The organism is Janthinobacterium sp. LS2A, assembly GCF_036543145.1.
GTDB classification, from domain to species: Bacteria; Pseudomonadota; Gammaproteobacteria; order Burkholderiales; family Burkholderiaceae_D; genus Janthinobacterium; species Janthinobacterium aestuarii.
In genome coordinates this window covers 142,137-155,946 of sequence record NZ_JAZHPB010000007.1, presented here as the reverse complement: position 1 = coordinate 155,946, position 13,810 = coordinate 142,137, and the positions used below count along the sequence as shown (strand labels likewise).

At 64.1% G+C, this 13,810-nt stretch carries 8 protein-coding genes; 1 reads left to right on the top strand and 7 read right to left on the bottom strand.

Annotated features, from left to right (window positions below; translation table 11 throughout):
- Positions 1-10: 10 nt before the first annotated feature.
- The 5 genes from V3C40_RS20220 to V3C40_RS20200 all read right to left on the bottom strand — a co-directional run bounded on the left by V3C40_RS20220 (position 11) and on the right by V3C40_RS20200 (position 8,021).
- Entirely contained in the window at positions 11-2,239 is a 2,229-nt protein-coding gene (locus tag V3C40_RS20220; RefSeq protein WP_331778362.1) for a protein kinase domain-containing protein, read from the bottom strand.
- Positions 2,240-2,440: 201 nt separating this feature from the next.
- Entirely contained in the window at positions 2,441-3,763 is a 1,323-nt protein-coding gene (locus tag V3C40_RS20215) for an aspartate aminotransferase family protein (protein ID WP_331778361.1), read from the bottom strand.
- A gap of 81 nt (positions 3,764-3,844) precedes the next feature.
- Positions 3,845-4,732, bottom strand: coding sequence for a MurR/RpiR family transcriptional regulator (locus V3C40_RS20210; protein WP_331778360.1), 888 nt, complete (start codon positions 4,730-4,732; stop codon positions 3,845-3,847).
- A 44-nt stretch (positions 4,733-4,776) separates the two neighbouring features.
- Positions 4,777-5,061 carry a hypothetical protein gene (locus tag V3C40_RS20205; protein ID WP_331778359.1) on the bottom strand — a complete coding sequence of 95 codons (285 nt, stop codon included), beginning with the start codon at positions 5,059-5,061 and terminating at the stop codon, positions 4,777-4,779.
- Positions 5,062-5,360: 299 nt separating this feature from the next.
- Positions 5,361-8,021, bottom strand: coding sequence for a TonB-dependent receptor (locus tag V3C40_RS20200; RefSeq protein ID WP_331778358.1), 2,661 nt, complete (start codon positions 8,019-8,021; stop codon positions 5,361-5,363).
- A gap of 292 nt (positions 8,022-8,313) precedes the next feature.
- Between V3C40_RS20200 and V3C40_RS20195 the strand changes: the two genes are divergently transcribed.
- Positions 8,314-8,748 carry a hypothetical protein gene (locus V3C40_RS20195; protein ID WP_331778357.1) on the top strand — a complete coding sequence of 145 codons (435 nt, stop codon included), beginning with the start codon at positions 8,314-8,316 and terminating at the stop codon, positions 8,746-8,748.
- 58 nt (positions 8,749-8,806) lie between these two features.
- On the opposite strand, the gene cphA is transcribed toward V3C40_RS20195, so the two are convergent.
- Together cphA and V3C40_RS20185 are read right to left on the bottom strand one after the other, a co-directional pair.
- Complete coding sequence (cphA, locus tag V3C40_RS20190; RefSeq protein ID WP_219327534.1) at positions 8,807-11,377, bottom strand: cyanophycin synthetase; 2,571 nt, start codon at positions 11,375-11,377, stop codon at positions 8,807-8,809.
- A gap of 65 nt (positions 11,378-11,442) precedes the next feature.
- On the bottom strand, positions 11,443-13,620 hold the full coding sequence (locus V3C40_RS20185) for a cyanophycin synthetase (protein WP_331778356.1): 2,178 nt from the start codon (positions 13,618-13,620) through the stop codon (positions 11,443-11,445).
- Positions 13,621-13,810: the final 190 nt, after the last annotated feature.

The window sequence follows — 13,810 nt, the reverse complement described above, 5'->3', positions numbered from 1 at the left end:
CTTACAGGCGTCATTTTTTACTGTCTCTTTCCAGGTTGATAAGAAATTGTTGGTAGCGGGCATCACGCCGCAGGTTCAACAGATCGGGCGCTGATTCGATCAGATTGAGTGGGTAGCCAAGCTTGCTGGCCTGTAGTAGCGCAGCCAGAGCCTTGCTGCGGTTGCCAGTCAGTTCATGCGTCAGGGCCGCGCGAAACTGCACGTCGGCGATCTGTGGTGCCAAGCTTAGTGCGTGCTGCACGTTTGCCAGAGCGCCTTCCTTTTCTCCGGCGTAGGCTTGGTACAGGGCCATGCGCGAATTCAAGGTAATGTCATTGGGCATGCGCGCGAGCATGGGTTGCAGCAGGGCGATCGCACGTAAATACGATTGTTTCGATGCTTGGGTCAAAGTGGGAACCCAGCGTTGTGCATCAGCCAGGTTGGCCCAAAGCAAATAGGTGCCGGGGCTGCCTTTTTTCTCGGAAACAGCATTTTCAAATGCTTGTACCGCACCAAGGTAGTCGCCCTTGGCAAACAACGAGGTGCCCAAGTTGGTGTAGAGTTCCCAGTGTGGACGTACCAGCAGACCTTGCTGAAGAACCGCAAGTGCCTCGTCTTCACGGTTCTGGCGCAGCAAAGTTGCATTTAAATAGGCATAGGCTCCGGATGACTGCGGGTCCATACGTATACACTTGCGAAAAATTTGTTCGGCAGCCGCGTAGTCACCCTTTCTATAATTCATCACACCGAGTGACATATCGAACATGCGTTCATTTGGATAAGCCGCAACGGCTTGTTTCAGTACTGCGTGCGCCAGATCAAAATTGTGAGCGGCGATATGCAAGCGGGCCTTGCCATACAACGCCAGCATATTGTTTGGTTCTAAGTTCAATGAGATGTTTGCTTCGTGCAGCGCCTCGTCATTCTTGCCCTGGAACTCCAGTACCCACGCTTGCGCGACATGGGCAAGCGCTAACTGATTATCTGCTGACAATGCCTGCTTTGCGCTGACATCGGCTCTTTGCAACCAAGTAGCATCGCGTCCATTTCCCGTATAGCGGAAGCTCGACGCCAGTGACAGGCCTGCCGCCGCCGCCGCATTACCTGGATTATGTTGCAGCACAGTCATGAAATGTCCGATTGCCTCTGCCTGGCTGGTATCCCGGTCAAATACACGTAACGCTTCCATGCCGGCCTGCATCGCAGCCATTTCCGAATATGGCTTTGCGGCGTATTGGCTGCTTACCGTTGCCCATAGTTTTGGTCCTTGCCAGATACCCAGGCCCAGCAAGACGACGGCGCCTGCCGCCAGCAAGGCGCGCTTGACGGGTACTTGTAGCTCGATGGCAATTGAAGCCGGCGGCTTGGCAGGCTGAGCGGGTTTGCTGTCGGCGTCGAGGGCGGTCGCTGTTGCCGCAGATATTTGCTGCCCACCTAGCGCCTCGCGCACAGCGCGCATGGTGCGTGGCCGTTCGGCCGGGTCGTGCGCCGTCATCGCGCGCACGAGGGCGTTGATGGCGGGCGGCACTGTTTCCGGCAGGTCGGGCCATGGTTCCGTCGCCTGCATGTGGGCGGCGGCCAGGGCCAGGCCGTTCAGGTGGGCGAAGTGGCGCTGGCCGGCCAGCATTTCGTACAGCATGGCGCCCAAGGCGTACACGTCGCCGCGCGTGTCGGGCAGGCGGCCCATCAGGCGCTCGGGCGCCATGTAGGCAATGGTACCTTGCAAGTCGCACAGCGTGGTCGTTTGCGTTGCTTGCGGGTCGATGTGGCGGGCCAGGCCGAAGTCGAGGATGCGCACTTGACCGTCCGCTTCCAGCATCAGGTTCGACGGTTTCAGGTCGCCGTGCACGAGGTCCATGGCGTGCGCCTCGTCCATGGCGTCAGCGATCTGGTAGGCGATGTCGAGTGCCGTTTGCAAGTCTGCCTTGCCGCTGTGCATGAACTGGCCCAGGGTCTGGCCTTCGACCAGTTCCATGACGATGGACTGGCCCGTGCCCTGGCCTTCGATGGCGAAGATGCGCACGAAGGCCGCATGCTTGAGCGAGGCGGCCAGGCGCGCTTCATTGATCAGTTTTTCCGGATGCAGCACGTCGGCTTGCGGTTTCAGGCGCTTCAGCGCCACGCTACGGCACAGCTTGGCATCCCACGCTTCGAATACATGGCCGAAACCGCCTTCGCCCAGCAAGCGGCGCACTTCATAGTGCCCGCTGATCGTGTCGTCTTGCAGTGGGGGCTGACGCAGGGAGTCGAGCAGTTCCATATACCTTGGCTTCAGAGTGCATCAACGTGGGCGTCAAGCATCGAAAAGGGGTAATGCGATGATTGAATGCCCAAGATGATTGATTTTGAGTAACTTCCTGATTTAAAACGATTGTTTAAAATAAGTCAATTAATATTGACAAGGAGTGAACAGAAATTGCTGGCAGTCGCCTTTGCGCGTTTCTGCCGCAGGCATGCGCGGCTACGCCACACAGGCATCGATGGCCGCGCCCAGCTTGTCGACAATCTCATCGACGTGGCTGGCGTCGATGATGTAGGGCGGCGCCAGCAGGATGTGGTCGCCGTGCAGGCCGTCGACGGTGCCGCCCATGGGATAGCACATCAGTCCGTTTTGCATGGCTTGCGTCTTGATGTGCGCGTGCAGGCGACGGGCAGGGTCGAACGGCTGTTTGGTATTGCGGTCCCGCACCAGTTCCAGTCCCAGGAACAGGCCGCGGCCGCGGATGTCGCCCACGTGCGCATGGCTATCGAAACGCTGGCGCAGCCGCTCTTGCAGCAAGCCGCCCATGGCGCGCACGTTGGCCAGTAAATCGCGCTCCTCGATCTGCCGCTGCACGGCCAGGGCGGCGGCGCAGGCTGTGGCGTGGCCGATATACGTGTGGCCGTGCTGGAAGAAGCCCGTGCCGGCGCGGATGGTGTCGCGAATGTCCCTGGAGACCATGACGGCGCCGATGGGCTGGTAGCCGGCGCCCAGGCCCTTGGCGATGCAGACCAGGTCGGCCGTAATGCCTTCCTGCTCGCAGGCGAACAGGCTGCCCGTGCGCCCCATGCCGCACATGACTTCGTCGAGGATCAGCAGGATGCCGTGGCGCTGGCAAATGTCGCGCATGCGTGCAAAATAGCCGGCGACGGCGGGCATGGCGCCGGCCGTGGCGCCGACGACGGGTTCGGCGATGAAGGCCATGACGTTGTCCGCGCCGAGTGCTGCGATATGGTCTTCCAGTTCCTGGCCCAGGCGCGCCACGTAGTCGCTATCCGTTTCATGCGTCTGCTGGTCGCGCCAGGCGTAGCACGGGGAAACGTGGGTGACGCCGATCAGCAGCGGCTCGAACTGCTGGCGGCGCCAGGCGTTGCCGCCCGTGGCCAGCGCGCCCAGGGTGTTGCCGTGGTAGCTCTGGCGACGTGCGATGACGTGGCGGCGCTGCGGCTGGCCCCGCTCGACGAAATACTGGCGCGCCAGCTTGAGCGCGCTTTCCACCGCTTCCGAACCGCCCGAGACGAAATACACGCTGTCGATGCCGGCTGGCGCCCGAGCGACGAGAAAATCGGCCAGCTGCTCCATCGGTTCGCTGGTAAAGAAGGAGCTGTGCGCGTACGCCAGCGTGGCAATCTGCCGCTGCACGGCGGCGATCACGGCCGCATCCGAATGGCCGAGGCAAGAGACGGCCGCGCCGCCGCAGGCATCCAGGTAGCGCTTGCCATCGGCATCGATCAGGTAGGGGCCGTCGCCGCCCACGGCGACGGGATAGCTGGCGGTCAAGCTGCGGTGGAAGACATGGCTCATGGCATCGCTTTCTTATCGGCAAGTGGGATGGCCGATTATAGAAGGCGTTGCGCCGCATTGCAACGATTGATGTATTTGTTTTTAATTTACATCATTTGATGTTTTTGCGTAGGCGCCCAGTGTCCGCAGTTGGCTTTCCGCCGCACCGATGGCCGTGACGGCATCGGGCCCCGCGCGCGCCACCAGCAGTTCCACCAGGCTTTCCACGGCCGCGACGCCGGCCACGATGGAAGGGAAGAACGAGGGGCTGTCGACGGCGATGACGATGCTGGCGTCAGCCTGCAGAGCCAGCGGCGACATGGCGCTGTCGCTGATGGCGACCACCTGGCAGCCGGCCTGGCGCGCCGCCTGCGCCACCAGCAGCGCTTCGCTCGAATACGGCGCGAAGCTGACGACGACAACGGCTTCGTCCGCCTGCAGGGCGCGCAAGTCCATTTCCAGGGTGCCGCCCTGGCCGCTCAGCAGCTGCACGCTGGGGCGCAGCAGCCGGTACAGATAATGCAGGGTGTAGGCGATCGGGTGGGCGGCGCGAAAGCCGGCCACGTGCACGCGGGGCGCCGTCTGCAGCAGGTTGGCAGCCGCATCCAGGGCGGCGTGGTTGGCGCTTTCCGTGGCGGCCAGGTTGCGCTGCTGCACCATGAACACTTCGGTGACCAGATTGCCCTCCTTGCCGGCCAGCGCGCCGGCTTTTTCCGCATAGCCGGCCGGTCCCGCGCGCAGGCGTTCGACAAAGATGGCTTTCAGCTCCGGCCAGCCGGCAAAGCCCAGCTGCTGCGCCAGGCGCACGAGGGCAGCCGATTGTACCTGCGCGCGCGCGGCGATGCTGCGCATCGACGAGACGGCCACTTCGTCCGGATGGTCAGCCAGGTAGCGGGCGCCGGCCTGGAATTGCGGGCTCAGTTCCGCATGGCGCGCCTTGATCAGGTCCATCAGTGCCGCATAGGAATCGTGGGGTGTCGCTGCCTGCATCGCCGTGCCTCATTGAATAGGTTGCGGCGATGGTACAGGATTCGTCAGCGGGCCGGTAGCGGCGCGCCATGCGCCAGGGCGGCCGTGCGCGGGCGCAGCCGGGCAAACAGGTGCGGTCCGGCAGGTTTGCGGTGCGGTCCCGCCGTCAGCACGCGCAAGGCGGTGGGCAGCGGCACGTCGTGGCAGTGCAAAAACAGGGCGGCGGCGCCCGTGCCGGCCATTTCCTGCAAGGCCAGCGCATGTTCGACCAGCGCCGCCGTGCGCATGTCGAGCCGCACGGGGATGTCGGGTTGAAATAACTGTGTGTCGACGTGCCGTGCCTCGCGCATGCTGTCCCCGCCGGGTTCGATGGTCAGACTGCCAGCATAAAAGCGCCCCGGCGCCGCCACTTTGCGTTAAATCAATTCCTGTGTCGGATAGATTCCACAAGGCAAAAAAAACGCCAACCGTCACCGGCTGGCGCTGAACACCCTCAAGGAAGAAGACATGTATTCCAACGACGTTTCGACGCCTGACAAAACCATCGCGAGCGGCAGTGATTTGTGGCCGAGAAGCGCAGCGGCACTGTGGTGCCGTGAGCATCGCCGGCCGCAAAGCGCGCCGCGCAGCCGGTTTGGTCAGGTGTTCATCACAAGCTCCAGCGTACTGATAAACCTACTACCTTGTCGTAGCGCCGCACGTCGCGCACATAGTCCGGCGTGTCGTGGTAGTCGCGATAGGTCGAGTCGAGCAGGTTGTTCGCGTCGAGGGTCACCGTGGTGTTCGGGTTGAGCTTGTACGACACCGACGCGTCCAGGGTCTTGGTGGGCGCCACAGTCAGGTGGATGCCCTTGCCGCGGTAGTTGTAGTCGTCGACGTATTTGTCGCGCCAGCTGTAGGCCAGGCGTGCCGACCACGGTCCCTGTTCGTACAGACCGACGATATTGGCCGACCACTTCGACATGCCCGTGAACGGGTGCACGCTGCCATTCAGCTCTTCCAGCTCGCCCGTCATGTAGGTGGCGTTCGCTTGCAGGCCCAGGCCGCTCATCCAGCCGGGCAGCTTGTCGTAGAACTGCTGGTACGCCATTTCCAGGCCTTGCAGATGGCCCTTCGAGGTGTTGCGCGGGCGCGTGATGTCGTACTCGATGCCGCCATACGTTTCCTTGGCCGAACCGGACAGGATGTAGTTCTTGAAGTTGTGGCGGAACACGGTGGCCGTGACGGAACCCGTCTGCGCGAAATACCATTCCAGCGCCACGTCGAGGTTCTTGCCTTCCACGGGTTTCAGGTCGGGATTGCCGCCGCTGCCCGTCGGGCGCACCATCTCCAGGCTCTGGCCCAGGCTCACGCCGGGGTTGAAATCGGCGAAGTTCGGGCGCTGCACGGCCTTGCCGGCCGTCAGGCGGGCGACCAGGTCCTGGCGCAGCATGGCTTTCAAGGTCATGCTGGGCAGCACGTCCGTATCCGAGGTTTTTACGCGCACGGGCGTGATGATGCCGTTTTGCGAGGAATTGCCCTGCAAGTCCTGCTTGGTCTGCACCACGCGCACGCCCAGGGTGCCGTCGACCGGTACCTGCGCCAGGTCAAAGCCGATGCGCGCCTTGCCGTAGACGGCATTGGTTTTTTCCACATCCTTGTAGTGGGTCATCGGATCGTCGGGGCTGCGTTCGCTGCTGCCCGTAAACAGCTGGCGCAGCGCGGCCGTGTTGTTGAGCATGAAGTCGCGGCACGGCGTGAGCCAGCTTTGCAGGCCGAAGTTGCCCGTGTTGTCGTGCGAGGCGCACGCCAGGCCGGGGATCGCGTCCGCAGTCATGACCGACGCCAGCCCGCCCTGGCCATTTTTTTCGCGGATCGATTCGGCCTTGCGCTTGGCCAGGCGCACGCCGCCCGAAAATTCGCGGAAGAAGCCCGTGCTGTCCATGTCGTAGGTGACGTCGCCGCGCCAGTCGGTCGAGCTGCCTTCGTCGTGGCTGTGATTGTCGTAGAAGCCGAGCAGCGTATAGTTCTTCGGGTCCATCATGTTGTAGCCGGGGTAGCTGATCTGCGCTCCGCCGTTCACGTTCGTGCTGCCGATCACGCTGGTCGGATGGGCGAGGAAGTCGAGGATGGGGAATTCGCGCTCGAAGTTGCTGACCGTGCGCGCCAGTTCCGTCGTGGCGCGCAGTTGCGGCGTGATGTCCCAGCGCGCGCCGATGGCGCCTTGCGATCCGATCGAGCGGTCGCGCCGCGCCTGGGTCGAGCCCAGCGTGAACGGCGACCATGGGCCGTCGATCTTGCCCACCGTGGCCGCCTGATTGGTGCCGGGGATCAGGGTGATGTCCGGGTTCTGGCCCCATGGCAGCGAACCGACGAAGAACTGGCTGTCGAAAGCGTGCTTGATCAGGGTCGACATGCCTTCCGCATACACTTCCACCTGCGAGTTCGGGCGCCACTGGAAGGCGGCGTTGGCCGCGTAGCGCTTGCGGTCGCCCACGGTCGGGATCATGCCGACGGAATCGGGGCCCGTGATGTTGCCCGCTTCCGGGCGCTTGACGGGTTCGGCGTTCCAGATCGTCTCGTCATAGTATCTGCCGCGCTGGTAGGACAGGCCGAGCAGGGCGCCGAATTCGCCGTATTGGGTCTTCCAGCGGTTCGAGACCATGCCGCTGACGTTCGGGTCCGTCGAGCCGGACTTGTCGCGGTGTTCGGCGCGCACGTTGCCCGATGCCGTAAAACCCTTGAAGTCGAACGGGCGGTTGGTGCGCACGTCGATCACGCCGGCCGTGCCGCCTTCGACCATGTCGGCGCCCTGCGATTTATAGACGTCCACGCGCTGCAGCATGGCCGTCGGAATATCGGCCAGGTACAGGCTGCGGCCCACGGAGGTGAACATTTCGCGGCCGTTGAGCAGGGTCACCACGCCAGGCAAGCCGCGGATGATGACGGTACCGGCTTCGCCGCCTTCGCGGCGGACCTGCACGCCCGTCACGCGGCCGAGGATTTCAGCCACGTTCTTGTCGGGGAATTTGCCGATTTCATCGGCGACGATGGAGTCGACCACCTGGTCGCTGTTTTTCTTGATCGTCTGCGCGCTTTGCGCCGCCCTGCGCACGCCCGTAACGGCGACGACGGCGATGCCGCCATTGTTGGCTGGCGCTGCTGCCGGTGCCGCTTCTGCCACTGGTGTTTCCACGGCGGGCGCTTGCTGCGCCCAGACGGAGGCGCTGCTCAGCAGGCCTGCGCCGGCCAGGGCGGCCACCGTCGCCTTCAAGGTCAAGCGTGTATTTTGTCGGGGCGTGCGGGTGCCCGTTGCCATCAATTGCATCATCTTGTCTCCACCTGTATTTTAGTTATGTTGAGAACGCTGCGGCAGTCGCCGCCAGAGCTGGAACTGGCTCAGGAAGCATGGTAGGGGCGAATGACTTTGCGCCACAAATGACTTCTTTTGCGATGTCCATATCAATTCCGGTATCCCTGCCGCATTCATGCACCTGCCGGCCTTGCCCGCTCTCCACACGTGGCGAAAATAGTTTTGTATTTTTTGCCGGTGGCGGCGTTGAGGTAGCGATGCAGCGGCACCAGATGGGGCGTCGCCATCCCACTCAATGAAAGGAAGCACCATGTTGGCATCCACTATCACCGAACCGTTGCTGCGGCACTTGCAAGCGGACGGATATCAGGCGCAGATCGACAGCGATGGCGATATCGTCTTCCGTTTCGAAGGCATGGGCTATGTCCTGTGCTTTGACGCCGATGACGCGCAATTTGGGAAACTGCTGTTGCCGAATGTGTGGACCATCGATACGCCGGAAGAGTTGCTGCGCGTGCGTGCCGCGCTCGATGAAGTCAACCGCCGCATCAAGCTGGTGAAAGGCCATGTGCAGCGCGGTCAGGTATGGTTCTGCATCGAGATGCTGCTGCTCGAGCAGCAGCACTGGACGCATTTCCTCGCGCGTGCCACCCGCGCCATCGCGCATGCGGCGACGCTGTTTGCCAGCGAGATGCGGGCCGGTGCGCTGGCTGCGCAGGCGATCGAGAAAGCCGGCGCCGACTGAGGCGCCGGGATGAAAAAGGGCGGCCCGCAGGCCGCCCTCGTATGCCGTCAGGCTGCGCTTAGGCTTCGGCGACGCGCTTGGCGATGTGCGCCAGCGCTTCTTCCACCTGGTCGATCAGGATCAGGCACAGATCGCCTTCGCCGAGGCGCGCCAGGGCCTTGTCGATGGCGACGAATTCGCCGTTGATTTCATCGATATGGCTGGTGCGCTTGGCGCCGTTCAAGCCCTGGCGCAGCAATGCCACCACTTCGCCGTCGGCGCGGCCGCGCTGGCATTGATCCTGGTACAGCAGCACGTCGTCGAAGGCGGCGCCGAGGATTTCCGTCTGCTGGCGGATGTCTTCGTCGCGGCGGTCGCCGGCGCCGCTGATGACCACCGAGCGGCGCTTGGCCGGCATGCTTTCCACTGCCTGCACCAGCGCCAAGATGGCGTCCGGATTGTGGCCGTAGTCGGCGATCAGGGTGGCGCCCTTGTAGTCGAACACGTTGAAGCGGCCTGGCGCATTGTCGGCTTCATTCGCAAAGGTTTTCAGGCCCAGCGCGATGGTTTTCCAGTCCAGGCCCACGGCCCAGGCGGCGGCCAGCGACGCCATGACGTTGTCGACCTGGAAGCCGATGGCGCCGTTGCGCGTGATCGGCACCTGCGACAGGGGGATTTCGTGGCGCTCCTTGCCTTGCGCCGCGACCAGCTTGCCGTCCTCCACGTACACGACGCGGTTGCCCTGCGCGCGGTGCGTGGCCATCACGGGGTGCGTCTTGTCGGCGGCGAAGAAGGTCACCGTGCCGCTGCAATTCTTGGCCATGCGGGCCACGGCCGGGTCGGTGGCGTTCAGTACGGCCACGCCGCTGTCGGCCACGTTCTGCACGATCACGCGCTTCAGGACCGCGAGGTCTTCCACGGTGGTGATGTAGTTCAGGCCCAGGTGGTCGCCCGCGCCGATGTTGGTCACCACGGCGACCTGGCAGCGGTCGAAGGCGAGGCCTTCGCGCAGCATGCCGCCGCGCGCCGTTTCAAACACGGCCGCGTCGACGTCCGGATGCAGCAGCACGTTGCGCGCGCTGCGCGGGCCGCTGCAGTCGCCGCTGTCGATCTGGCGTCCTTCGATGTACACGCCATCAGTGTTGGTCATGCCCGTGCGCAGGCCGGAAGCCGTCAGCAGGTGGGCGATCAGGCGCACGGTGGTGGTCTTGCCGTTGGTGCCGGTAACGGCAACGACGGGAATGCGGCCATCGTCGCCCTCGGCGAACATGGCGGCGATGATGGCTTCGCCGACTGGGCGCGGCTTGCCGAACGACGGCGCCAGATGCATGCGCAGGCCGGGGGCGGCGTTCACTTCGACGATGCCGGCGTTCTGCTCTTCCAGCGGTTTCAAAATGCTGTCGGAGACGACGTCCACGCCGCAGATATCGAGGCCCACCATGTGCGCGGCCGCGACGGCGCGCGCCGCCACTTCCGGATGCACGTCGACGGTGACGTCGGTGGCCGAGCCGCCTGTCGACAGGTTGGCGTTATTGCGCAGGATGACGCGCTTGCCGACCGGCGGCACGGAGTCGGCCACATAGCCCTGCTTGGCCAGGCTGGCCAGGGCGATGTCGTCGAAGCGGATCTTCGTCAGCGAGGTGGCGTGGCCGCTGCCGCGGCGCGGGTCCAGGTTGACCTGGTCGACCAGTTCGCGCACCGTATGCTGGCCGTCGCCCACCACTTGCGGCGGGTCGCGGCGGGCCGCTGCCACCATCTTGTTGCCGATGACGAGCAAGCGGAAATCGTGGCCCGGCAGATAGCGCTCGACGAGGATATCGTCGCGGAATTCCTGCGCCGCGAGGAAGCCGGCCGTCAGCTGTTCGCGCGTGGTGACGTTGACGGTGACGCCCTTGCCCTGGTTGCCATCTTTTGGCTTCACGACGACGGGCAGGCCGATCTCGCAAGCGGCGGCCCAGGCATCGTCCGCATCGACGGCGACGCGGCCTTGCGGCACGGGCACACCGGCCGAGTCCAGCAGCTTCTTGGTCAGTTCCTTGTCCTGTGCGATGGCTTCGGCAATCGCGCTGGTGCCGTCCATTTCGGCGGCCTGGATCTTGCGCTGCTTGCTGCCCCAGCCGAATGTCACGAGGCTGCCTTCGGTCAGGCGGCGGAACGGGATGTTGCGGGCCACGGCGGCGTTGACGATGGCGCCCGTCGATGGACCGAGACGTACGTCTTCATCGAGCTCCTGCAACTGGTGCAGGGCGCCGGCCAGGTCGAACGGCGCATCGTCGAGCGCGGCCTGGCACAGCTGCTGCGCCAGTTCCAGCGCCAGGCGGCCGACGGCTTCTTCCGAATATTCGACGACGACCTGGAAGATGCCCGTTTCCAGTGTCGGCGTGGTGCGGCTGAAGGTGACGGGGCAGCCGGCTTGCGCCTGCAGGCCCAGCGCCGCCAGTTCCAGCACCTGCGCCATCGGCGCGGCGTTGTAGTTGCCCAGCGGTTGCAGCGGGCTCAGTTGCGGGAAGAGGGCGCGCAGGCGGGCTTCGAAGCCGGGCAGCTGGGCGATGTCGAGTTCCTGCGTGGTGCAGGAAACAATGGCTTCCACGGCGGTGTCGTGGCTCCAGAGGTTAGGGCCACGCAAGGCCCGTACGCGAGATACTTCCATAATTAAACCGTAATCCTGTTGTGTTCTTGTGGGCCCGGCCGTCCTGGCCGGGCTTGAGTGCTGTCTTAATTCCCGATGCAGCCGGGCGCGGCGTCAAACGTGCGCAATCCTGCGCAAATCAGGTCGACTGGCAGGTTCAGGGCCCAGGCGGCGGCCGCGACGGCCAGCACGCTGTCGACATTGCCGGCCGTGGCCGGTTTCAGCAAGTCCAGGCACAGCAGGACCGTTTCGATGCCGCCTTCGGCCAGCACGATGTGGTTGCCGCGCACGAACACGGCGCGCTGGCCGGCGGCCAGTTGCGCCGCGATGGCTGGCAAGCCGCCATCCTGCGCATACAGGGTCACGGTGCCGTCGCACAGTTCGGCCAGTTCCAGCACGTGCGCGTTGGCGGCGTTGAGCACGGCGACGCCCGTCGGCACCACCACGTCAACCTGGCTGCGCACGGCCTTGTACAGGCCCGCTTCGTCCAGCACGTCGAAATCCTTCACGCTATCGAGGCTGCCCATGTCCGTGACGACGCCGATCTGGCATTTGTCGTAGGCCAGGCCTTCGGCCAGGATCATGCGCGGATTGCTCTCGAACAGGGCCGTCTGCACGGTGCGGTTGAGCAGCAAACGCTGGCCCGCGTCCCAGTTTACGCAATCGCTGCTGACGACACGGCGCTGGTCCAGGTACATGCCTTCGCTACAGACGGCGCCCGTGTGCAGGCCCGACAGGTTGAGCAGCTTGCACAGCATGCGCACGATCAGGCTGGCGCCTCGCGTGCCCGTCACGCCGATCAGCGGAATGCGGCCCGTTTCCTCGGGTGCGAACAGGTGGTCGACGATGGCCGCGCCGACAGGGCGGGGCTGGCCCACGCCCGGTTTGATGTGCGCCAGCAAGCCAGGGCTGGCATTGACTTCGATGATGGCGCCGCGCTGTTCTTCCAGCGGACGCGTGATGTCGGTGGTGACCAGGTCGATGCCGGCGATATCGAGGCCGACCACGCGCGCGGCCAGCAGGGCCGCATGCACGACGGATGGGTGCACGTCGTCCGTGACGTCGATGGCCACGTTGCCGTTCGGCTGGATCAGCACTTTTTGGCCGGCCTGCGGCACGGACAGGGCGGTCATGCCCTGGCGCTGCAGTTCCAGCACGATTTCGCCCGACTCGTGCGGCTTGACGGTGCCCAATGGGAAATCTTCGCCTTCGCCGCGGCGCGGGTCGGTATTGATCTGCGTGTTGACCAGTTCCAGCACGGTGGAGACGCCGTCGCCGTCGACCCACAGCGACTCGCCCTTGGCGGCCGCGATCAGCTTGTTGCCGACGACGAGCAGACGGTGCTCGTCGCCCGTGATGAAGCTTTCCACCAGCACGGCCGAACTGTCGCCCTTGCGCGCGGCCAGCTCGTAGGCGGCCTTCACGTCGCTTTCCGTCATCAGGTTCAGCGAGACGCCGCGGCCATGGTTGCCGTCATACGGCTTGACGACGACGGGCACGCCGATGTCCTGCGCTTCTTCCCAGGCCGCTTCGGCGCTGCGCACCAGGCTGCCTTCAGGGACGCGCACGCCGCACGATTTGAGCAGGAATTTGGTCAGATCCTTGTCGCTGGCGATGCCTTCGGCGATCGCGCTGGTGCGGTCCGTTTCGGCCGTCCAGATGCGGCGCTGCGCGGCGCCGTGGCCCAGTTGCACCAGGTTACCGTCGTTCAGGCGCAGCGAAGGGATGCTGCGCTCGGTGGCCGCATCGACGATGCTGGCCGTGCTCGGGCCCAGGCAGCGCGCGTCGACCATGTCGCGCAGCGGCGCCAGGGCCGCTTCCAGATCGTAGGCTTCATCGTTGATGGCGGCCATCAGCAGTGTGCGCGCGGCGGCCAGGGCGGCGCGGCCCACGTGCTCTTCGCGCGTGCGGAAGGCCATCTTGTAGACGCCGCGCTGGCTGGTCGAGCGCGTCTGGCCGAAGCCCGTGCGCATGCCTGCCAGGTTTTGCAGCTCCAGCACCACGTGCTCGAGGATGTGGGCCGCCCACGTGCCTTCGCGCAGACGCTCGAAAAAGCCGCCCCGTTCGCCCACGCCGCAGCGGTGCTCGATCATGCCGGGCAGCCACGCCACCAAGCGTTCGTACAGGCCGGGCAGGGTATTGGATGGATAGTCTTCCAGTTCGCCGATGTCGACCCAGGCTTCAATCACCGGGCGGTAAGTCCAGATGTTGGGGCCGCGCAAGTGGGTGACGCGGGCAAATTCGATGTTCTTCTTCTTGATCATGTAAGTGGTTTCTTGATAACAAGCCAGGCGTCTGGGCGCCAGATACTTTATGTTGGCTCTACAGAGTCTTTTCAGGCTCGTGCTTGGTTCTTTATCCCGGGTATGCGCAGTGTGCCACTTTTAGCGGCCTCTTGTCGCGTTTGCTGCCCTTATTCTGCTGGTGTTGTCATTCTAATTGTTACTAATTGTT